This window comes from Vulcanococcus sp. Clear-D1, from assembly GCF_014654725.1.
In the GTDB taxonomy this organism is placed as follows: domain Bacteria; phylum Cyanobacteriota; class Cyanobacteriia; order PCC-6307; family Cyanobiaceae; genus Vulcanococcus.
The window spans coordinates 202,353-221,762 of the sequence record NZ_JACVZV010000015.1 but is presented as its reverse complement, the minus strand read 5'-3'; the positions used below and the strand labels follow the sequence as shown (position 1 = coordinate 221,762).

The 19,410-nt window shown below is 64.3% G+C and carries 23 protein-coding genes and 1 tRNA gene; 19 read left to right on the top strand and 5 right to left on the bottom strand.

Annotated features, from left to right (window positions below; translation table 11 throughout):
* Positions 1 to 43: 43 nt before the first annotated feature.
* Positions 44 to 991, bottom strand: a complete 948-nt coding sequence (locus H9532_RS05530; RefSeq protein ID WP_296366230.1) for a DnaJ domain-containing protein — start codon at positions 989 to 991, stop codon at positions 44 to 46.
* Positions 988 to 3,333, bottom strand: coding sequence for a molecular chaperone DnaK (gene dnaK, locus H9532_RS05525; RefSeq protein WP_296366227.1), 2,346 nt, complete (start codon positions 3,331 to 3,333; stop codon positions 988 to 990). Before dnaK ends, H9532_RS05530 begins: the two co-directional genes overlap by 4 nt.
* A gap of 91 nt (positions 3,334 to 3,424) precedes the next feature.
* Between dnaK and pstC the strand changes: the two genes are divergently transcribed.
* Genes pstC through pstB form a run of 3 tightly spaced genes read left to right on the top strand, consistent with a single transcriptional unit; the run spans position 3,425 to position 6,099 of the window.
* Positions 3,425 to 4,378, top strand: a complete 954-nt coding sequence (gene pstC / locus H9532_RS05520; protein WP_296366226.1) for a phosphate ABC transporter permease subunit PstC — start codon at positions 3,425 to 3,427, stop codon at positions 4,376 to 4,378.
* 6 nt (positions 4,379 to 4,384) lie between these two features.
* Entirely contained in the window at positions 4,385 to 5,266 is an 882-nt protein-coding gene (gene pstA / locus H9532_RS05515) for a phosphate ABC transporter permease PstA (protein WP_296366225.1), read from the top strand.
* A gap of 38 nt (positions 5,267 to 5,304) precedes the next feature.
* A complete protein-coding gene (pstB, locus tag H9532_RS05510) occupies positions 5,305 to 6,099 on the top strand; it encodes a phosphate ABC transporter ATP-binding protein PstB (protein ID WP_296366224.1) in 795 nt (264 codons plus the stop codon).
* A 100-nt stretch (positions 6,100 to 6,199) separates the two neighbouring features.
* On the opposite strand, the gene H9532_RS05505 is transcribed toward pstB, so the two are convergent.
* Positions 6,200 to 6,286: transfer RNA gene (locus tag H9532_RS05505), tRNA-Ser, on the bottom strand.
* A 120-nt stretch (positions 6,287 to 6,406) separates the two neighbouring features.
* On the opposite strand from H9532_RS05505, the gene H9532_RS05500 reads away from it, so the two are divergent.
* The 16 genes from H9532_RS05500 (at position 6,407) to H9532_RS05425 (ending at position 18,649) form a co-directional block, all read left to right on the top strand.
* A complete protein-coding gene (locus tag H9532_RS05500) occupies positions 6,407 to 6,772 on the top strand; it encodes a 2Fe-2S iron-sulfur cluster-binding protein (protein ID WP_296366223.1) in 366 nt (121 codons plus the stop codon).
* Positions 6,769 to 7,671, top strand: coding sequence for an inositol monophosphatase family protein (locus tag H9532_RS05495; protein WP_296366222.1), 903 nt, complete (start codon positions 6,769 to 6,771; stop codon positions 7,669 to 7,671). The genes H9532_RS05500 and H9532_RS05495 overlap by 4 nt, the downstream gene beginning before the upstream one ends.
* 30 nt (positions 7,672 to 7,701) lie before the next feature.
* A complete protein-coding gene (locus H9532_RS05490) occupies positions 7,702 to 8,880 on the top strand; it encodes an ATP phosphoribosyltransferase regulatory subunit (protein ID WP_296366221.1) in 1,179 nt (392 codons plus the stop codon).
* Positions 8,881 to 8,907: 27 nt separating this feature from the next.
* Entirely contained in the window at positions 8,908 to 9,132 is a 225-nt protein-coding gene (locus H9532_RS05485; protein WP_296366220.1) for a ferredoxin family protein, read from the top strand.
* A 14-nt stretch (positions 9,133 to 9,146) separates the two neighbouring features.
* Positions 9,147 to 9,950: a DUF3598 family protein gene (locus H9532_RS05480; protein WP_296366219.1), complete on the top strand. Its 804-nt coding sequence runs from the start codon at positions 9,147 to 9,149 to the stop codon at positions 9,948 to 9,950.
* Positions 9,943 to 10,140, top strand: coding sequence for a hypothetical protein (locus H9532_RS05475; RefSeq protein ID WP_296366218.1), 198 nt, complete (start codon positions 9,943 to 9,945; stop codon positions 10,138 to 10,140). Before H9532_RS05480 ends, H9532_RS05475 begins: the two co-directional genes overlap by 8 nt.
* 70 nt (positions 10,141 to 10,210) lie before the next feature.
* Positions 10,211 to 10,444: a DUF3136 domain-containing protein gene (locus H9532_RS05470; RefSeq protein ID WP_296366217.1), complete on the top strand. Its 234-nt coding sequence runs from the start codon at positions 10,211 to 10,213 to the stop codon at positions 10,442 to 10,444.
* Positions 10,445 to 10,555: 111 nt separating this feature from the next.
* A complete protein-coding gene (gene htpG, locus H9532_RS05465) occupies positions 10,556 to 12,463 on the top strand; it encodes a molecular chaperone HtpG (RefSeq protein ID WP_296366662.1) in 1,908 nt (635 codons plus the stop codon).
* Between the two features lie 152 nt (positions 12,464 to 12,615).
* Positions 12,616 to 12,756 carry a hypothetical protein gene (locus tag H9532_RS05460; protein WP_296366692.1) on the top strand — a complete coding sequence of 47 codons (141 nt, stop codon included), beginning with the start codon at positions 12,616 to 12,618 and terminating at the stop codon, positions 12,754 to 12,756.
* Positions 12,756 to 14,009: an ABC transporter substrate-binding protein gene (locus H9532_RS05455; RefSeq protein ID WP_296366216.1), complete on the top strand. Its 1,254-nt coding sequence runs from the start codon at positions 12,756 to 12,758 to the stop codon at positions 14,007 to 14,009. The genes H9532_RS05460 and H9532_RS05455 overlap by 1 nt, the downstream gene beginning before the upstream one ends.
* 23 nt (positions 14,010 to 14,032) lie before the next feature.
* Positions 14,033 to 14,884, top strand: coding sequence for a sugar ABC transporter permease (locus tag H9532_RS05450; protein ID WP_296366215.1), 852 nt, complete (start codon positions 14,033 to 14,035; stop codon positions 14,882 to 14,884).
* Positions 14,884 to 15,675 carry a carbohydrate ABC transporter permease gene (locus H9532_RS05445; RefSeq protein WP_296366214.1) on the top strand — a complete coding sequence of 264 codons (792 nt, stop codon included), beginning with the start codon at positions 14,884 to 14,886 and terminating at the stop codon, positions 15,673 to 15,675. The genes H9532_RS05450 and H9532_RS05445 overlap by 1 nt, the downstream gene beginning before the upstream one ends.
* Positions 15,672 to 16,724, top strand: a complete 1,053-nt coding sequence (locus H9532_RS05440; RefSeq protein ID WP_296366213.1) for an ABC transporter ATP-binding protein — start codon at positions 15,672 to 15,674, stop codon at positions 16,722 to 16,724. Before H9532_RS05445 ends, H9532_RS05440 begins: the two co-directional genes overlap by 4 nt.
* Positions 16,725 to 16,741: 17 nt before the next feature.
* A complete protein-coding gene (locus tag H9532_RS05435) occupies positions 16,742 to 17,764 on the top strand; it encodes a mechanosensitive ion channel family protein (RefSeq protein WP_296366212.1) in 1,023 nt (340 codons plus the stop codon).
* A gap of 60 nt (positions 17,765 to 17,824) precedes the next feature.
* A complete protein-coding gene (gene rpmB / locus H9532_RS05430; protein ID WP_010308706.1) occupies positions 17,825 to 18,061 on the top strand; it encodes a 50S ribosomal protein L28 in 237 nt (78 codons plus the stop codon).
* Positions 18,062 to 18,076: 15 nt separating this feature from the next.
* Entirely contained in the window at positions 18,077 to 18,649 is a 573-nt protein-coding gene (locus tag H9532_RS05425) for a peroxiredoxin (RefSeq protein WP_296366211.1), read from the top strand.
* On the opposite strand, the gene H9532_RS05420 is transcribed toward H9532_RS05425, so the two are convergent.
* Together H9532_RS05420 and H9532_RS05415 are read right to left on the bottom strand one after the other, a co-directional pair.
* Complete coding sequence (locus H9532_RS05420; protein WP_296366210.1) at positions 18,615 to 19,205, bottom strand: C39 family peptidase; 591 nt, start codon at positions 19,203 to 19,205, stop codon at positions 18,615 to 18,617. The genes H9532_RS05425 and H9532_RS05420 overlap by 35 nt on opposite strands.
* A 6-nt stretch (positions 19,206 to 19,211) precedes the next feature.
* Positions 19,212 to 19,391: a hypothetical protein gene (locus H9532_RS05415; RefSeq protein WP_296366209.1), complete on the bottom strand. Its 180-nt coding sequence runs from the start codon at positions 19,389 to 19,391 to the stop codon at positions 19,212 to 19,214.
* Between the last annotated feature and the right edge of the window lie 19 nt (positions 19,392 to 19,410).

The window sequence follows — 19,410 nt, the reverse complement described above, 5'->3', positions numbered from 1 at the left end:
AGCAAACGCTGGCTTCAGTGTCTCACTGATGGGCGGTGTCGGCTCAGCTCCGTTCACCATCGAGCTCAGCTGCCAACTGTTGCAGGCGGGCATACAGCGCCTCCTCTGCCTCGGTGAGGACGCTGGGCACCACCAGGCGCAATTCCACCAACTGATCGCCACGCTGCTCGCCTTGTTGCAAGCCTCGTCCGCGCAGGCGCAGCAATCGGCCGCTGGAGGAGCCGGCAGGAACGCGCAGCTGCACCGGACCATCCAGGGTCGGCACGACCACGGAGCAGCCCAGCGCCCCTTCTGCCGGAGAGAGATCCAACTGGTAGAGCACCCGAAGGCCGTCGATCCGCAGCCCCTCGGGCGTGCGCACCCGCAGCTGCAGAAAGTGATCCCCCCCACCGGGAGCCACGCCAGCCAGGCGCAAACGCCAACCATCCCCCGCCATCGCCGGGGTCCATACCTCCACACAGGTGCCATCGGGGAGATCGATCTCCACCCGCTCACCCTGCAGCGCCTGCTCTGGCGTGAGCTCCACCAGCGACTCACAATCGCTGCTCGCCACCACCGGTGGCGGTGGCGGTGGTGCCGCAGTGACCTCGCTGCGCTCGCGGGCCTCGGATGCCGGGGGCCTTTCGGAGTCACCAGCGCGACTGGCCGGCGATCGGCGCTGCGGAACGCCGAACAACTCCTCGATGTAGTCGTCAAAATCAGGGAAGCCCTGGGCGAAGGGATCCAGCCCGGCTGCCGCCGCCTCCGCGGTATCGAGCCCCTGCTCCCACTGCTGGCGGCGCTGGGGATCACTGAGAACGGCATAGGCCTCGTTAACGGCCTTGAACTGTTCCTCAGCGTGGGGATCATTGCCGTTGAGATCCGGATGCCAACGCCGGGCCTGTTGGCGAAAGGCACGCTTGAGCGCCTGCGAATCGGCGCCGGGGTCGAGCCCCAGCACAGCCCAGTGATTCACAGCCGAGCGATAGGGAGCACTGCTCACCGGGCTCACTCCTCAGCCCAGGGATCACCCTCAAACGGGGCCGGCCGTGCGCTGCGGCGAGGCGCCGCCTGAGCACTCAACCGGTCGGAGTCCCAATCGCGCTCATCGCGGTAGCGGTCCTCGCGGTAGCCGTCATCGGCGAAACGATCGTCGGCGTACTGATCATTGGGTGCAGAGCGCGGACGCCGGTCACGGTCGCGCTCTTCAGGGAACGACTCATCACGCTCCTGGGGATCGCGCTCGGGCCTGAAGCGCTGAGAGCTGTAGCGATCATCATCGTCATACCGCCCTGGATCTGCGAACCGATCCTGATCCGAATAACGAACGGGCGGAACATCGATGCGTGGTGCCGGTGCAGGCCGACTCCAGTCATCGGCACCCCAGCCGCTCCGTGCAGCACTCCAGGAGGGCTCGGCCCAGGGATCACGGCCTCGGCCGCGGGAATCCCAGTCATCCCAATCGTCATCGGCAAAGAGCTCATCCTTGAGCGAACCCAGGGTGTTCTTCAGGCCCTGCAGCGGGCTGCTGTCCTGTTTGCGTTCACTCGCCAGACGACGGTTGAGCCCATAGAGGGCCTCTTGCAACTGGCTCACCGCCAGATCCAGATCGCCCAGATCTCCCGTCGCCAACTGATCTTGGACGTCACGCACCGCAATCTCCACAGCGCGTTGCTGACGCTCGGCTCCGTATGGGCCTAATTCCAGAGCGGCATCGCGCAAGCGGCGTTCGGCCTGGGCCACAAGGGTCTGGGCCCGGTTGTGCCGGTCGATTTCGGCCTTGCGCCGCCGATCCTCGCTGGCCTTCTGCTCGGCCTCTTCGATCAGGGTCTTGATCTCGTCCTCACTGAGGTTCGAGCCGCCCTGAATGCTCACGCTTTGCTGGCGACCTGTAGTGCGATCGGTGGCCGCAACCTGCAGCAATCCGTTGGCATCGATATCGAACGACACCTGCACCTGAGGCACACCGCGCGGGGCTGGCGGAATGCCTGAGAGGCGGAAGCGGCCCAGACTCTTATTGCCTTCCGCCATCTGGCGCTCGCCCTGCAGCACGTGGATCTCCACGGAGCTCTGGTTGGGCTCCGACGTACTGAACACATCGCTCTTGCGCACCGGAATCGAGGTGTTGCGCGGGATCAGAACCTTCATCACCCCACCGATCGTTTCCAGACCGAGGGAGAGCGGTGTGACGTCGTTGAGCATCAGATCGCGCAGCTCACCGGTGAGGATCCCGGCCTGTACGGCCGCACCGATCGCCACCACCTCATCGGGATTCACCGATTGGCAGGGCTCCAGCGGGATCAGGGTGCGCACCATCTCCTGCACCATTGGCATGCGCGTGGAGCCGCCCACCAGCACCACGTCGTCGATGTCCTCAGCGGCCAGGCCCGAATCCCGCAGGGCGCGCTGCACGGGCCGCAGCAAACGATCGAGCAGATCGGGGCAAAGACCCTCAAAGGTGCGCCGCTCGAGTGTGGTTTCGATGTGCAGCGGACCTGCCTCGCCGGTGGCAATGAACGGCAGGGACATAGGTGTGCTTTGCACACCACTCAGCTCGATCTTGGCCTTCTCCGCTGCTTCGGTGAGCCGTTGCAGAGCCTGGCGATCGCGACGCAGATCGATGCCGTGCTCGCTCTGGAATTGATCAGCCAGCCAATCCACGATGCGCCGATCCCAGTCGTTGCCCCCCAGCTGGGTATCACCACTGGTGGCCTTCACATCGAACACCCCTTGGGCGATGCGTAGCACCGACACGTCGAAGGTGCCGCCACCCAAGTCGAACACGAGCACACGCTTCACGGTGCTGCGATCGAAGCCGTAGGCCAGCGCAGCGGCCGTGGGTTCATTCAGGATCCGCTCCACGCTGATGCCCGCCAAGCGGCCGGCATCACGGGTGGCCTGGCGCTGGGCGTCGTTGAAGTAGGCGGGCACAGTGATCACCGCTGCCTCCACCGGCTCCCCTAGATAGGTGCTGGCGTCGTCTACGAGCTTGCGCAGGATGCTGGCCACCAGCTCTTCCGGCGCGTACTCCCGCTCCGTGGCCGGACACACCACCCGCACGTTGCCCTGGTCGTTGGCCCGCACGGTGTATGGAACAGAGAGGCTGCTGTCCTCCAGCTCGTCCCACTGGCGCCCCACAAAGCGCTTCAGATTGGCGAAGGTGTTGCGGGGGTTCAACACCAGCTGGCGGCGGGCCAGTTGCCCCACCAACAGTTCAGCGTCCTTGCTGAAACCCACCACGGATGGGGTGGTGCGGCCGCCCTCGGCACTGGCGATCACCTGAGGGCGCCCACCCTCGAGCACCGCCACCACCGAGTTGGTGGTGCCCAGGTCGATGCCAACGATCCGTGCCAACTGACTGACTGCGCCCCAGGGATTGTTGCCTAAGCCCTAACGCTAACGGCCCTGCGCCAGAGCTTTAGATTTGGGCCAGGTAAAGATCCCCATGGCAGCGGGTGCGCGCCCCGAACTCTTCTCGCAGCGGCGGCGTCCCCCCTGGGAACTGCTGATTGATCGGGGATTCCAGAAGCTGGCGGTGGTGCTGGCCTCCGTGGTGGGGCTCGTGCTCATCGGCATCCTGTTCACGGTTCTGGGAGGAGCCAGAGAGGCGATCACACGCTTTGGGCTGGGCTTCCTCACCACCTCGAACTGGGACCCGATCGGCGAGCACTACGGAGCCTTCACCGCCATCTACGGAACGGTGGTGAGCTCGCTGCTGGCCCTGGCCATCGCAGTACCGCTGGGCGTCGGCACCGCGATCTTTCTCACCGAGAACTTCATCCCTCTGCCGGTCCGTCAGGTTTTGGGTCTGATGGTGGAACTCCTGGCCGCGATTCCCTCGGTGGTGCTCGGGCTCTGGGGCATCTTTGTGATGGAGCCCTTCCTGAGGCCGGGGCTCATGGGCCTGCATCAGCTGCTCGGCTGGCTCCCCTTCTTCTCCACCACGCCACTGGGCCCTGGCATGGCCCCAGCGGTGTTGATCCTTGTGGTGATGATCCTGCCGATCATCACGGCCATCTCCCGCGACTCGCTGCAGCAAGTGCCGCTGGCCCTGCGTCAGGCTGCCTACGGCGTGGGCACCACCCGCTGGGGCGCGATCGTGCACGTGATTCTGCCGGCAGCCATCTCAGGCATCACGGGTGGCGTGATGCTCGCTTTGGGCAGGGCCATGGGCGAAACCATGGCCGTGACCATGCTGATCGGCAATTCCAATAACTTCAGCCTCAGCCTGCTGGCTCCGGCCAACACGATTTCGTCGATGCTGGCCAACCAGTTCGGTGAAGCCGATGGCCTGCAGGTGTCGGCGTTGATGTACGCCGCCCTCGTGCTGATGCTGCTCACCTTGGTGGTGAACCTCCTCGCCCAGGTGATCGTGCGGCGCCTGAGCCTCAAGTACTGAGCCCTGATGACCTCCTTCAGCCGCGGCTCCCTCACGCTCCAACCCTCGCTGGCGCGCAACCGCTGGAATCTGCTGCTTACGCTCACAGCTGGCCTGTTCACGGCCCTGGCGGTGCTGCCACTGATCGTGGTGATCGCCTATGTGCTGTTAAAGGGCGGTTCGCTGATCACCCTGCAACTGCTCACCGCACTGCCACCCCCTCCCGGACTCGATGGCGGTGGCATTGGCAATGCCATCCTCGGCACCTTGATCGTCACCTTGGTGGCAGCACTGATCGCCGTACCCGTTGGTGTGGGAGCAGGGGTCTACCTGGCCGAATTCGCCTCAGCCGGCTGGTTCGCCCGCTTCGTTCGTTTTGGCACCAACGTGCTGGCCGGGGTGCCTTCGATCATCTGCGGGGTGTTTGTTTACGGCCTGATCGTGAGCACCAGGCTGTTCTTCAACCAGAGCTACAGCGCCCTGGCCGGGGGGATCGCCTTGGCCGTGCTGATGCTGCCCACGGTGATCAAAACCACCGATGAAGCGCTCAAGCTGGTGCCACAAGAACTGCGCTGGGGCGCCATGGGTGTGGGCGCATCCCGGTTCATCACGATCACCCGTGTCACCCTGCCAGCCGCCTTCTCCTCGATTGCCACGGGTGTGGTGCTCGCGGTAGCGAGAGCTGCCGGTGAAACGGCTCCCTTGATCTTCACAGCCCTGTTCTCACCCTTCTGGCCAGAAGGGTTGTTCAACCCGATCGCTTCGATGTCGGTGTTGATCTACAACTTCGCGATCATGCCCTACGAAGCTCAGATCGCTTTGGCCTGGGCCTCTTCGTTTGTGTTGGTGGTGATGATTCTGTTGGCCAATCTGCTGGCCCGCTGGCTGGGCCGCTTCAGCAGCACCTGAACGCACCGGTTCGCCTCCTCCCCCCAGCCCCAAACACTATGTCGCCCAGCTCCTCCAGCCCTTGCTTCACCCTCGAGAACGTGAGCATCAGCTACGGCACCAATGTGGCCGTGCGGGGTGTCTACATGGAGATTCCCCGCGGCAAGGTGACGGCCTTCATCGGGCCATCGGGCTGCGGCAAAAGCACGGTGCTGCGCTCGCTCAATCGCATGAACGATCTGATCGAGGGCTGCTCGCTCAAGGGTCGCGTGCTGTTTGAAAACCAGGACCTCTACACCCGCGACGTTGACCCAGTGGAGGTGAGGCGGCGCATCGGCATGGTGTTTCAGAAGCCCAACCCCTTTCCGAAGAGCATCTACGAAAACATCGCCTTCGGTGCTCGGATCAATGGATTCCGCGGCGATATGGATGAGCTGGTGGAGCGTTCCCTGCGCAAGGCCGCGATCTGGGATGAAACCAAGGACAAACTCAAGGTGAGTGGTTACTCCCTCTCCGGCGGCCAGCAGCAACGGCTCTGCATCGCCAGAGCGATTGCCATCGAGCCTGAGGTGATCCTGATGGATGAACCCTGTTCAGCCCTCGATCCGATCTCCACGCTGAAGATCGAAGAGATGATGCATGAGCTCAAGAAGAGCTACACGATCGTGATCGTGACCCACAACATGCAGCAGGCGGTCCGGGTGAGCGACATGACGGGCTTCTTCAATGTCACCGCCAACCCCGACAGCGACGGCAAGGTGGGCTGCCTCGAGGAGTTCGCGGACACCGAGATGATTTTCAACTCACCCAAACAGAAAGCCACGCAGGATTACGTCACCGGACGATTCGGCTAACAGCAGTAGCTGAGGGCGGGCGATTTCAAGGCACAAAAAAAACCGCCCATTGGGCGGCTGGTCTGTTGAATCTGAAAATCAGGTTCGTTGACCTTGTGAACGGAGAGGGAGGGATTCGAACCCTCGATAGAGTTGCCCCTATACAGCATTTCCAGTGCTGCGCCTTCGACCACTCGGCCACCTCTCCGCGGGAGGGGGGCTTTTGCTGCGTTGCAACGCCAACCCACGAAGAGCTGGTTTTGAAACGCGGCTGCGCGGGGCAACAATGAGAATGTAGCAGTCACCACGTCCTTCGCTGGTTGCGGCTATGCGCACCTATCCGATCACGGTCCATTGGCGGCAGGAAAACCGCACCATTGCGCTGGACGTGCCGGAAGGGGAGTACATCCTGCGCAGTTTTGAGCAGCAGGGCGAGCCGCTGCCCTTCAGCTGCCGCAATGGTTGTTGCACAGCCTGTGCGGTGCGGGTGCTGGAGGGCTCCATCGATCAGCGCGAAGCCCTGGGTCTTTCGCGGGAGCTGCGCAGCCAGGGCTACGGCCTGCTGTGCGTCGCTCGGGCCACGGGCGCCCTCGAGGTGGAAACCCAGGACGAGGACGAGGTCTACGACCTGCAGTTCGGGCGCCACTTCGGACGTGGCAAGGTGCGTGCCGGCCTGCCCCTCGACGAGGAATGAGCGCACCGGATCTTCAGCGACTCACAGATCAGAGCGCCCAGCAGTGCGGCCTTACGGCTGGGGAGATCGAACGCCTGGCTGGGGTGGCTCGCCGTGCCGCCGAAGCGGGTGCCTCCCAGCTGCTCACCCATTTCGGCCGATTGGAATCGATCCGGGAGAAGGGCCGCGCCGGCGATCTGGTGACCGAGGCCGATGTGGCCGCCGAACAGGCAGTGCTCTCGGTGCTCGAGCGCGAGACCCCGGAATTAGGAGTGTTGGCGGAAGAGAGCGGCCGCCGTCCGGGCCGTGGCTCTGAGCTCGAATGGTGCGTGGATCCCCTCGATGGCACCACCAACTACGCCCATCGTTATCCCTTCTTCGGCACCTCGATCGGGCTCACCTGGAGGGGCCAACCCCTGCTCGGAGCACTGGCTGTGCCTGCACTGCAACAGCTCTACTGGGCGGCACCAGGGCTCGGTGCCTGGTGCAACAGCAGTCGGATTGCGGTGAGCGACTGTTCCAACCTGGCCAGCTCGTTGCTGGTGACCGGCTTTGCCTATGACCGGCATGACCGGCTCGACAACAACTACGCCGAATTCGCCTGGTTCACCCATCGCACCCGGGGCGTGAGGCGTGGCGGAGCCGCAGCGGTGGACCTGGCCTTTGTGGCCGACGGGCGACTGGATGGCTACTGGGAGCGCGGCCTCTCCCCCTGGGATCTGGCGGCCGGTGTCGCCCTCGTGGAGCAGGCGGGGGGAGTGGTGTGTGCCTACGACGGTGGGCCGGCCAGGCTGGCGGAAGGTCGGCTGATCGCCTGCACACCCGGCCTGCGTCAGGCCTTACTGGATGGATTGGGGGCCTGCCGCCCGCTGAGTGGTGCCAGTTTCGGTGCACCGGAGCTCGATCGGGCCGCTCCATAGGATCAGCGCCAATACGAGCGCTGTGATCCGATGGCCCTGAAACCCGCTGCCGGCGCCAGGGATCTCAACCCGCGGGAAGTGGACAGCAACCGCTGGCTGTGTGAACAGTTGGCGGAGGTGTACCGGCGATGGGGCTATGCCGAGGTGGCTCCACCCCTGGTGGAGCGCTTGGAAACGCTGGAAGCCGGCGGGGGCATCCGCGATCGCGAGCTGGTGCGGCTGGCCTCCGATGAGCCGCTGGGCCTGCGGCCGGAGATGACCGCGTCCATCGCCAGAGCCGCTTGCACGCGCCTGGCCAGCCGCCCGCGGCCCCTGAGGTTGTGGAGCAGTGGGCCTGTCTTGCGCAGCGCGATCAGCGATGTGGGGCAACCTCGCTTGGAGGAGCGGCTTCAAAGTGGCGTGGAGCTGCTGGGTGCCGATGCCAGCCAGGCGTTGGTGGCGGATGCCGAGCTGTTGCGGCTGCTGCTGGCCTGCCTGCGCCAACTTCGGATCACGGCGGAGCACAAGCCCACGCTGCTGATCGGCCACCACGCTGTACTCAGCGCCCTGCTCGATCAGGTGCCGGCGGAGCAGAGGCTGGCCACCCGCCAGGCCCTGGTGAGCTTTGATCCGCTCGCCCTGGCCGAGCTGCAGCTGCCGGCCCACCAGCGCCAGGGCTTGCAGCAGTTGCTGCGGCTTCGGGGCGACACCAAGGCTGTGCTGTATCAGCTCGAGCAGCTGCTCGGCCCCTCGGAATTGCTGGAGCAGCTGGCGGGCACCCTGAACAGCGTGGCTGCCACGGCCGCTGCCCAGGGGGTGCGAGTGCAATTGGATCCAAGCTTCCAACCCCATTTCGACCTGTACGACGGCCTGGTGCTGAAGCTGGTCTGCCAGGGCCCGGTCGCGCCCCTGGCTCTTGCGAGCGGTGGGCGCTACGACGCCCTGGTGGCCCGCTTCGGCGGCGTAGCCGGAGGGATGGGCTTCGGTTTCGACGTGGAAGCCATCCGCGACCTGTTGGGCACTGAGGCCACGGCGCCGCAGCGCCCCGGCACCACCTTGGTGGCTTACGCCGAGGCCGGCCAACTCAGCGCGGCTCTGGATCAACTCGAAGGCCTGCATCGCCAGGGCGAGCCTGCGGAGCTGCTGCAAAACCCCATCGCCACCCGTGAAGACGCTGAAGCGATCGCGGCCGAACGCGGTTGCGCCGCCTGCCTCTGGGTCGCTTCCTAGGATCCGCCCACCTGAACGGCAGTACCGATGGCCCACACGATCGTCACCGACATCTGCGAAGGGGTGGCCGATTGCGTGGATGCCTGCCCCGTGGCCTGCATCAACCCCGGCAGCGGCGCCAACGCCAAGGGCACAGCCTTCTATTGGATCGATTTCGACACCTGCATCGATTGCGGCATCTGCCTGCAGGTCTGTCCTGTGGCAGGCGCGATCGTGCCTGAAGAGAAACCGGATCTGCAGCGCGCCGGCTGAGATCGAGTCAGCTCATGTCGAGTCAGTGGGACAACTTTCTCCGCAACCTGGGAGAGTGGCGCGGCAGCTTTGCCAGCCTTGATGCCAGCGGCGCCGTGGTCGACTCAACGCCCTCCATCCTCACGTTGGAGCAGGGGGAGGAAGAGCGGCTGGTGCACTTTCGCCTACGCCGCTTCGCCGATGGTGATCTGAACGGCGAACCCAGCCGCGACATGAGCGAGGACTACCGCAACCTCGGGCGGCAGGTGGTGTTCTTCGAGAGCGGCACCTTCTGCAAAGGGCGCCTGCAGGTGGCACCGGGTACACCCTTCGGCGGCGAATTCGGATTCATCAATGGCGACCGCCGCCACCGCCTGGTGCAGCTGCACAACGACGACGGCGCCTTCGCCAACCTGGTGCTGATCCGCGAATTTCGGGCGGGCAGCAACGCCCAAGAACGGCCTTCACTCACGCTCGATCAGCTGCAAGGAAGCTGGAGCGGCAACGCCTCCACGATCACAGCCGATTGGCCCGAACCCGACCAGGCCAGCTGCCGCTTTGAGGTGAGTGGCAGCGGTCAGGGCGGCCTACGCATCCAAACCAGCACCGGTGCCAGCAGCGAGAGCGTGGAGGCGGGGAATACAGACCCGCTGCTCCAACTCACCTGGATGGCGGATGGCGGCTATCACCTCACACCGCGCCGCGTGGATCACCGCACTGCCTTTGCGGTCGAGGCCGGATGGCTCACCGCTCCGAATCGGCTGGAACGGCTGATCCGCCGCTACGACGCCAGCGGCGCCTGGACATCAGCCACCCAGATCATCGCCACGCGTGACTGAAGCCACCGGCCAAGACCGGCTGCAGCAGCTGGGACGCTTCGGACTGCGAGCCCTGCGCATCGCCGCCAGCACTGTGTCGCTGATTGAGCTGCTCCGCTCTGAGTGGACCGGTGGCATCGCCGCCGGCGTGGCCTGGCTGGTGTTCGTTCAGGTGGAACGCCGCTTGCCACCCCAGACACCAGGTGCGTAATTGATCCCAAATGGGAGCTTGTGCTCCATCCGCGGCCGGAAGAGGGTTGCTGCGTCTGGAGCGAGGTTCCATGTCCGCACCCACCTTCACAGCCGCGCTCACCGTTGGCGAACTGGAGGCGAGCTATCCCCTCTACTGCAAGGCGTTGCGCATCCTCATCCGTGATGGCGTCACGCGCAGCAAAGCAAGCCGCACGGTGTGCTGGAGCCGCCTTGAAACGCTGCACCATTCGCTGCCTCGCCAATATCGCCACCCTGAGCAGCTGTTCTTTCTGTTGAGCCGCGAGGTCAAAACAGCCAGCTGAGCTACACCAACCGAACAACGCCCGCTGAGTGGTCGGTTTCCTGCCCATGGCAGCCCCTTGGCGGGCTGGCCTGCCCCGGGTGAGTCTGGATCCACGTTGCTTTTTCACGCTGTGGTGCTGCAGGCGGAACAGGGCCAGATCCAGATCCACACCGAGAACATCTTCCCGATCATCAAAAAGGCCGTCTACAGCGGCCATGAGGTGTTCCTGCGGGAGTTGGTGAGCAACGGCGTGGATGCCATCAGCAAGCGCCGCATGGCGGCCATGGCCGGCGACTGCAGCGAAGGAACTGAAGGCAAGATCTCGATCCGCATCGATCGCGACGCCAAGACCCTCACCATTTCCGACAACGGCATCGGCATGAGCGCCGACGAGGTGAAGCGCTACATCAACCAGGTGGCCTTCTCCAGCGCCGAAGACTTCCTCGAGAAATACAAACAGGAAGACGACGCCATCATTGGCCACTTCGGCCTGGGCTTCTACTCCAGCTTCATGGTGGCCAAGCAGGTGGAGCTGGTCACGCTGTCGGCCCGCGATGGCAGTGAAGCCGTGCGCTGGAGCTGTGATGGTTCCCCCAACTTCATCCTGGAAGCCGCTGAGCGCAGTGAGCCCGGCACCGACGTGATCCTGCATCTGATGGAGGAGGAGCTCGAATACATCGAGCCGGCCCGCATCCGCACCCTGATCACCACCTACTGCGACTTCATGCCAGTGGAGGTGCAGCTTGAGGGTGAAACCGTGAACAAGCGGGAAGCCCCCTGGCGCAAGAGCCCCCGCGACCTGAGCGACGACGACTACATCGAGCTCTACCGCTACCTCTACCCCTTCCAGGGCGACCCACTGCTGTGGGTGCACCTCAACACCGACTACCCCTACAACCTGCAGGGCATCCTCTACTTCCCCAAATTCAGCGGCCGCGCCGACTGGGAGAAGGGCGAGATCAAGCTCTACTGCAACAACGTGTTCGTGAGCGACTCGATCAAGGAGGTGGTGCCCCGCTACCTACTGCCCCTGCGCGGCGTGATCGATTCTCCCGACATCCCGCTGAATGTGAGCCGTTCAGCCCTGCAAACCGACCGCCGCGTGCGCTCCATCGGCGGCTTCGTAGCCAAGAAGGTGGCAGATCGGCTCAAGCAGCTGCACCGCGATGAGCCCAAGCGCTACGCCGAGATCTGGGAATCCCTGGCCCCCTTCATCAAGATCGGCGCCATGGAGGACGACAAGTTCGCCGAGCAGGTGGCCGACCTCGTGCTGTTCGGCACCACCGCCGCTGCCGGTGAGGGCGACAGCCCTGATCCGATCCCGGGCGACAACAACAAAACCTTCACCACCCTGGCGGGCTACCGCTCACGCCTGAGCGCCGACAACGACAAGCGCATCCTGTACTGCACCGATGAGGCCGGTCAGGCCGGTGCTCTCGCCCTCTGGAAGGGCCAGGGCGCTGAGGTGCTCCTGGCCGACACCTTCATCGATACCCAGTTCATTCCCTGGCTGGAATACCGCCACGAGGAGCTGAAATTCCAGCGCGTCGACAGCGAACTCGACGACTCCTTGCAAGAGAAGGAGAGCGAACTGGCCGATGCCGATGGCAAAGACAGCTCCGAAAAGGTGCGAGACCTGTTCAAGAACGCCTTGAACAACGACAAGGTGACCATCCAGGTGCAGGCCCTCAAGGGCGACAACGCTCCCGCCGCTCTGATCCTGCTGCCGGAGCAAATGCGCCGCATCAATGACATGGGCGCCCTGATGGAGCAACGCCTGCCCGGCCTACCCGATCACCACGTGCTGCTCGTGAATCGCAAGCACCGGCTGGTGGAGGGCCTGCTCAAGCTCTCGGCTGGCTCGGTGATCACCGGCGCCAGCGGCAGCTCTCCCAGCCAGCAGTTGGCCGACGATCTCAGCCGCCATGTGTACGAAATGGCACGGCTGGCCGTGGGCGGCCTGGAGCCCAACCAACTCGCCGGCTTCCAGCAACGCAGCTGCGATCTGATGGGCCAGCTGATGGAGCGCGGTTTGTAAACCAACTGGTGGTTGGACAGGCTCAACAGTTCAAAGAAGGTGGAAGGAGCCACTCCGATCCACCTTCTTTTTTTGCACCCAATTTGGCTGCATGCAGGAAGGGAATGGACAGCAGACTGGCGTCGTAGGACATAGCAGCAGGATCCGGTGCGATGAAAGGCGCTGTGCTCACCACCCCTGGTTCGCATCGCCGCATGGATGAGGCAATCGAAGCGGCGCTGGCGATGCCAATGGCTCTGCAGATCAAACCGTTACGGGCGACCCAGCCGGAAAACCAGGCACTGGCTCGCTGATGGCGTTGCGCTGGCGCCTGCTGCTGGTCACCCTCACGGCGGCACTGCTGATCGGCTTCGGAGCGCTGGCTCGAGCGAGGGTTGAGCCTGTGTCTGTGTTGATGCCAGCGCCCTTTGCCGATGCCAGCGCTGACCTGGTGCAGGAGTTCAACAGCAGCCATCAAGGCATTCAGCTGACAGTTACGCGGGGGCCGCTGGAAACGGAAGCCGTTTCAGACCTAGCCATCAGCAGCCTCCTGCTGGAGAACAGCCCCTACGACCTCCTGCTGATGGATGTCACCTGGACCCCGAAATATGCAGCAGCTGGATGGCTCGAGCCCTTAGAGAGCTGGCTGGGCACCGATGCCATGGAGGATCTCGCCGCAGGTGCTGAACTCGGCAATGCCTTCAGCGGTCACCTCTGGCGGTTTCCGCTGGTGGCCGATATGGGTCTGCTCTATTGGCGAACCGATCTGATGGAGGCTCCACCGCGGACGCCGGCGGAGCTTGTGGCGATCAGCCGCCGATTGCAACGCGAGAGCCGTGTGACCTGGGGCTACGTGTGGCAGGGCAAGCAATACGAGGGGCTGAGTTGCGTGTACCTCGAAGTGCTGCGCGGCTTTGGCGGCAGTTGGCTGATGGACGACCAACCGCAGCTCGATTCCCCTGCTGCCCTGGCCGCCACCGGCTGGCTGCAGGATCTCGTGCGCCAGGGCGTGACACCAGCCGCAGTCGCCAACATGGGCGAACCGGAAGCGCTGCAGCTCTTCCAGGCCGGTGATGCCGCCTTCATGCGCAACTGGCCCTACGCCTGGGCCGAACTCAACAAGCCGGAGTCGCCGTTGCGGGGCAAGGTGGCCTTCACCACGATGGTGAGCGACGTTGGCAACCCCCATGCCGCCACCCAGGGCAGCTGGGGGTTCTCGCTGCTGGCGGGTTCGAAACACAAGGCGGCCGCCGTGGAAGTGCTGCGCTACCTCACCAGCGCGGAGGCCCAGAAACAACTCAACCTGCGCTGGGGCTATACCCCTACGCGGCTGAGTGTGTTTGAGGATCCAGAGCTCTTGGCCGCCAACCCTGCCTTGGGGGATCTACAGCAGGCCCTAGCGGCATCGGTGCTCCGCCCCTTGAGCCCCGTGTATGCCCAGCTCAGCGATCTGCTTTACCGCGAGCTCAACACGGTGATCACAGGCGATCGCGCCGATCAAACGGCCATGCAACAGGTGCAGAGCAACAGTGAACGGCTCCTGCGCACTAGCGGAGGCCAAGGCTGATGCGCTGGCGCCTATGGCTGCTGATGGCACCGGCTCTCGCGCTGTTGCTGGCGGTGTTCGCGGCCCCATTGCTGCACTACTTGTGGCTGAGTACCCAGGCCCAGACCGTGCTCACCGGCCTGAGGCCCCAACCGATTGGCGCCCAGCAATGGCTGCGGCTCTGGAACGATGGCCGCTTCTGGCAGGACACCTGGCAGACGCTGCGCTTCAGCGCTGCCTCAGTGAGCTTGGAGATGCTGTTGGGCCTGGTGGTGGCACTTCTGCTGAATCAACCGCTGCGAGGGCGAGCCCTGTTACGCACCATCAGCCTGTTGCCCTGGGCACTGCCCACCACGGTGATGGCTCTGGGCTGGCGCTGGATCTTCAACGATCCCTATGGCCCGATCAACCGCCTCTTGGCCTGGTTGGGGCTCGGTGCGATCCCGTTTCTCTCCAATCCAGCCATCACCTGGATGGCGGCGGTGGGAGCCGACACCTGGAAAACCACGCCGTTTGTGGCGTTGCTGCTGTTGGCGGGTCTGCAAACCATCCCGGCCGATCTCTACGAAGCAGCTGCGCTGGAGGGTGCCACCCCCTGGCAAGCCTTGCAGCGCATCACCCTGCCACTGCTGACCCCGTATGTGCTGATTGCCCTGCTGTTCCGCCTGGCCCAGGCATTGGGGGTGTTTGATCTGATTCAGGTGCTCACCGGTGGCGGCCCCGCCGGCAGCACCGAAAGCCTGGCGCTGTACGCCTACCTCAACGCCATGCGTTTTCTCGACTTCGGCTACAGCGCCACGCTGCTGCTGGGGTCGTTCGCGATCCTGCTGTTGCTCTGCAGCACGGCGGCGCTGGCTTGGCGGTGGAGTAGCCGCCTGCAAGGGGAACTGCGCTGATGGCCAGGCTGCTGTTGCTCCTGTGGAGCCTGGGACCAATGCTCTGGCAGCTCTATTCCTCGTTGCGGCCCAGCGAAGCCCTGAGCGGCGTGGATGCCGGTGGCTGGACCCTTGAGCACTACCGGCAACTGCTCCAAGGCGATCCACCCTTTCTCACCTATCTGATCAACAGCGTGGTGGTGGGCGGGAGCAGCACGGCCCTCACCCTGGCGCTGGCGGTGCCCTGCGCCTATGCCCTCAGCCGTCTTGGCCGCCGTCAGGCCCGTTCTCTCACCGCGCTGGTGGCGGCGGCCGCCGCCTTTCCGGCGGTCCTGCTGTTTCTGGCGCTGCTGGAGCTCGCCCGCGACTGGCATCTGGCTAACCAGCTCATGGCCCTCAGCCTTCCCTATGCAGGCTTATGCCTTCCCCTCGCGATCCTGTTACTGCAGGCGGCCTTTGCCGACATCCCAATGGAGCTGGAAGAAGCCGCCTTGATCGAGGGGATGGGGCTTTGGCAACGGCTGCGCTGGATCCTGCTGCCGCTGATGGCACCGGCCATCGCGAGCAGTGCTCTGCTGGTGTTCCTGTTCAGTTGGAACGAATACCCGATTGCCCTCACCTGGTTGAGCCGAACTGAGCTGCTCACCCTGGCGCCGGCCATGGCCCGCATCGCAGGATCCTCCGTGTACACGATTCCCTATGGCGCCTTCGCCGCCGCCACGGTGCTTGGCAGTGCGCCCTTGATCCTGCTGATGCTCCTGTTTCAGCGGCAGATCATCAGTGGACTCACTCAAGGAGCCATCAAGGGATGAGCGGCTCCATCTCCGATGACGACGGCTTCAAGGGCCTGGAGCTGCGTCAGCTCAGCCGCCGGGTGGACAACCACACACTGGTGGATCAGCTCAGCCTGACGGTGGCTGCCGGCGAAATCCTGGCGGTGCTTGGCCCCAGCGGCTGCGGCAAAAGCAGCACGCTGCGGCTCATCGCCGGCCTGGATCCCGTCAGCTCCGGCGACATCCGGCTGGGCGGGCGCTCCATCACGGCTCTGCCGCCGGCTGAGCGGCAGGTGGCGATGGTGTTTCAGAGCTATGCCCTGTTTCCCCACCTCAGCGTGGAGCGCAACCTGAGCCTCGGCTTGGAGCTGCGGGGGGTGGACAAGGCCGAGATCAAACGTGAGCTGGATCAGGTGCTGACCCTGATGCAGCTGGAAGGGCTACGCCAGCGCAAACCCGCCGAGCTTTCGGGCGGGCAACGGCAACGGGTAGCCCTGGCACGGGCCCTGATCCGGCGGCCAGCGCTGTTCCTGCTGGATGAGCCGATGAGCAATCTTGATGCCCAGTTGCGCGACAATCTGCGCGCCGAGTTGCGCACCCTGCTGCGCAGCACGGGCGTTCCAGTGGTGTACGTCACCCACGACCAACACGAGGCCATGGGCTTAGCGGATCGGATCGCTGTATTGCGTGAAGGCCGGCTGCAGCAGCTGGGCAGCGCTGAAACGCTCTATCGAGATCCGGCCAATCGCTTTGTGGCCCGCTTCCTGGGCAGCCCCTCCATCAATCTGATCGAGCGGGGCGCCACGCAGCTGGGCTTAAGGCCGGAGCTGCTGGAACTGGCGGATGCGGGCAGTGCGGTGCCTGCAGGGTGGGAAGCCCTGGAGGGGCAGCTCAGCCACAGCGAATGGTTGGGCGATCGCGTGATCACTCACGTGCAGTGCCCCGGCCAGGCAACCCTCAAGGTGCTGAGCCGCGAGGCGCCGGCCAGCGAAACCCTGCAAGTGCGCTGGCGAAAGTCTCAGGCGTTGCACTTTGACGCCCGCAGCGGCGAGCGGCTGCCAGGCTCGAGCGACCCGCACACCGTCTGACCAAGCCCACCATGGCCATGCCCATCACCATCGTTCTTCCAGCCCTGCTGACGCTGGTGGGTGGAGGCCTGCTTGGGATGCTGCTGGCCAAGCTGGTGCAGCGCGCCACCAGCAGGCTCAGCCGGCGCAGCACCGAGGCTGGCGAGGATCTCGTGGCAGCGATTCTGGTGGACACGATCCCACCGGTGGCCTGGGTGCTCAGCGCCAGCCTGGCCTGGCAAATCCTGCCCACGGATGCCGCCAGCGACCGGGTTGTGTACGGGTTGGCCAAACTGATCCTGGTGGTGCTGATCGTGCGGGTGGTGAACCGCATCGGTCTGCGCCTGTTGCAGCGCTGGGCCAACCGCGCCGGTGACACGGAGGTGGCGAACCTGATCCGCTCCCTGGCACCGATGCTCAAAGCCCTGGTGTGGTGCCTTGGGGCGGTGGTCTACCTGCAGAACATCGGTGTGCAGATGGCCGCGATCTGGGCACTGCTCAGCGCTGGCGGCATCGGAGCCGGCCTGGCCTTGAAGGAGCCGGTCTCCCAGTTTTTTGAATACATCACGATCCTGCTGGATAAACCCTTTCAACCGGGCCAATTGATCCAGGTGGGCCAGGTGTGGGGCACGGTGGAGAAAGTGGGTGTGAGGAGCACCCGCCTGCGCAGCATCAACGGTGAAGCGATCGTGATGAGCAACAGTGCTCTCACTGGAGCTGTGGTGGCGAATTTTGGCGAGATGCAACGCCGGCGTCTGATCGTGCGCCTGGGGGTCTGCTACGACACCCCTCTGGAGCAGCTGCAGCGCATCCCACCCATGCTCGAAACCATCGTGAACGCCGGTGCTGATGCCAGCTTTGACCGCTGCCATTTCGTCAGCTTCAACGACAGCAGCCTTGATTTCGAGCTGGTGTATTACGTGCCAACCAACGATTTCAACCGAGCGATGGATGTGCAGCAGCGCATCAACCTGGAGATCATGCGCTGCTTCGCTCATGCAGGGATTGCCTTCGCCTTTCCCACACGAACCCTTCAGATGGTGGGGCAGAAGCCCGGCTGATAAGCTTTTGCCTTGGCTCCAAGCGGAGTCGAGTCGTCAACATCCTTTGAACGGTCGGTCATGTCCCGGGTCTGCCAACTCACCGGCAAGCGCGCCAACAACGGCATGGCCGTGTCCCACTCCCACGTGCGGACCAAAAAGCTCCAGCAGGTGAACCTCCAGGAGCGACGCCTGTGGTGGGCTGAGGGCAATCGCTTCGTGAAGCTGCGCGTGTCCACTCGCGCCCTCAAGACCATCCAGAAGAAAGGTCTGGGTGCCTATGCGAAGGAGCTGGGCATCAACCTGGCCAAGATCTGAATCACGGATCCTTCGATGCAGCGCCGCCAGATTCTGAGCGGACTCTCCATCACCGCACTGGGCCTGCTCGGATTACCCCGGCAGGCCTTTTGCCTTGGAGGGGTTCTGCCCGCTATTGACCAAGCAGCTCCCGGTTTCACCCTTCAAGGCGTGGTGCCCAGCAGCAGTGGCGAAGCTGAAGCCGCACAGCGCAGCCTCAGCGACTTCGCCGGCCGCTGGCTGGTGCTGTACTTCTATCCGCGCGATTTCACGGAAGGCTGCACGATCGAAGCCCGCGGCTTCCAGCGCGATCTCAAGGCGTTCCACCAAGCAGGCGCCGACGTGGTGGGCATCAGTGCCGATACCGCTGAATCCCACGCCGAGTTCTGCGGCAGCGAAGCGCTGGCCTACCCACTGCTTTCCGATCCAGGCGGACGCGTGAGCAAGGCCTATGGAAGCTGGATTTCGCCCTTTTCGCAGCGCCACACCTTTCTGATCGACCCCCAGGGGGTGCTGCGGCAGACATGGGTGGCGGTGCGCCCCAGCGGCCACAGCCAGGAGGTTCTCGCCAGCCTCAAGCAACTGGCGGCAGACCATCCGAGCGCCTGAAGGTCATCAGCCAGCCACTGCCAGGGCCTTCCACCTCCCAACGGGGCAGCCAGTGGCGCCAGCTGTAGACCACGTTGTGGCCGCCTGATCCCACCCGCACGTAGCCGCCGTTGATGGTGTCGAGCTCGCCGTAGGGGTCGTTGAAGATCCCGGCGCCAGGCTCAAACCCCACCGCCAGGATCCAATGGCCCCCGCCGTGCGGGGCCGAGGAGGGGCCATGGTGCAGAAATCCTGTGCCAACGGGATAGCCCGCCTTCAGCTCAGCCTCCAGCAGGGCGCGATCGCCGGTGGTGCTGTAGCGAGCGATCACCCCGTAATCGGCGCAGGCCTGAATCTGTGCCTGGGCTGAGGTGGTGTCGCCATAGCGGCGCAGGGTGTGCAAGTAGGTGTCGTCGGCATTGGAGCCCTTGAGGGCATCAGGCCGCAGATACTTGACCGCCATGGCGCAGGTGCTGGAAAAACACATGCGGTAGGCCTGGCCGGGGATCCGGCTATCGGTCTGCACGTAGTACTGGCGCACGGGCAGCAGCAAGCGCTGGCCGGTGGAGAGAGTCATTGGCCTTCAGGCCGCTTCTTTCCTGGTAGCACGCTCCATCCGATTCAGGTGCGCCAGACCCACATGCAGGCTGTCGCAGTAGAGGCAGGTGCCCTGAAAGCACACCTGAAATAACTCACCGCCACTGGCTTTGAGTTGATGGATCGTGCCTCCGAGGGCACCAATCAGCACCGGTTGAGAGGCCATGCTGCACGCCGAGCAACCA

Excerpts from the sequence above, each read along its gene's own strand:
- H9532_RS05495 (WP_296366222.1), top strand. The coding sequence starts at position 6,769 with ATGAGCGCACCGGATCTTCAGCGACTCACAGATCAGAGCGCCCAGCAG.
- H9532_RS05445 (WP_296366214.1), top strand. The coding sequence starts at position 14,884 with ATGGCCAGGCTGCTGTTGCTCCTGTGGAGCCTGGGACCAATGCTCTGG.
- H9532_RS05470 (WP_296366217.1), top strand. The coding sequence starts at position 10,211 with ATGTCCGCACCCACCTTCACAGCCGCGCTCACCGTTGGCGAACTGGAG.
- H9532_RS05440 (WP_296366213.1), top strand. The coding sequence starts at position 15,672 with ATGAGCGGCTCCATCTCCGATGACGACGGCTTCAAGGGCCTGGAGCTG.
- H9532_RS05480 (WP_296366219.1), top strand. The coding sequence starts at position 9,147 with ATGTCGAGTCAGTGGGACAACTTTCTCCGCAACCTGGGAGAGTGGCGC.
- pstC (WP_296366226.1), top strand. The coding sequence starts at position 3,425 with ATGGCAGCGGGTGCGCGCCCCGAACTCTTCTCGCAGCGGCGGCGTCCC.
- H9532_RS05500 (WP_296366223.1), top strand. The coding sequence starts at position 6,407 with ATGCGCACCTATCCGATCACGGTCCATTGGCGGCAGGAAAACCGCACC.
- H9532_RS05435 (WP_296366212.1), top strand. The coding sequence starts at position 16,742 with ATGCCCATCACCATCGTTCTTCCAGCCCTGCTGACGCTGGTGGGTGGA.
- H9532_RS05450 (WP_296366215.1), top strand. The coding sequence starts at position 14,033 with ATGGCACCGGCTCTCGCGCTGTTGCTGGCGGTGTTCGCGGCCCCATTG.
- H9532_RS05415 (WP_296366209.1), bottom strand. The coding sequence starts at position 19,391 with ATGGCCTCTCAACCGGTGCTGATTGGTGCCCTCGGAGGCACGATCCAT.
- H9532_RS05455 (WP_296366216.1), top strand. The coding sequence starts at position 12,756 with ATGGCGTTGCGCTGGCGCCTGCTGCTGGTCACCCTCACGGCGGCACTG.
- pstB (WP_296366224.1), top strand. The coding sequence starts at position 5,305 with ATGTCGCCCAGCTCCTCCAGCCCTTGCTTCACCCTCGAGAACGTGAGC.
- pstA (WP_296366225.1), top strand. The coding sequence starts at position 4,385 with ATGACCTCCTTCAGCCGCGGCTCCCTCACGCTCCAACCCTCGCTGGCG.
- H9532_RS05485 (WP_296366220.1), top strand. The coding sequence starts at position 8,908 with ATGGCCCACACGATCGTCACCGACATCTGCGAAGGGGTGGCCGATTGC.
- H9532_RS05460 (WP_296366692.1), top strand. The coding sequence starts at position 12,616 with ATGAAAGGCGCTGTGCTCACCACCCCTGGTTCGCATCGCCGCATGGAT.
- rpmB (WP_010308706.1), top strand. The coding sequence starts at position 17,825 with ATGTCCCGGGTCTGCCAACTCACCGGCAAGCGCGCCAACAACGGCATG.
- H9532_RS05420 (WP_296366210.1), bottom strand. The coding sequence starts at position 19,205 with ATGACTCTCTCCACCGGCCAGCGCTTGCTGCTGCCCGTGCGCCAGTAC.
- H9532_RS05425 (WP_296366211.1), top strand. The coding sequence starts at position 18,077 with ATGCAGCGCCGCCAGATTCTGAGCGGACTCTCCATCACCGCACTGGGC.
- H9532_RS05490 (WP_296366221.1), top strand. The coding sequence starts at position 7,702 with ATGGCCCTGAAACCCGCTGCCGGCGCCAGGGATCTCAACCCGCGGGAA.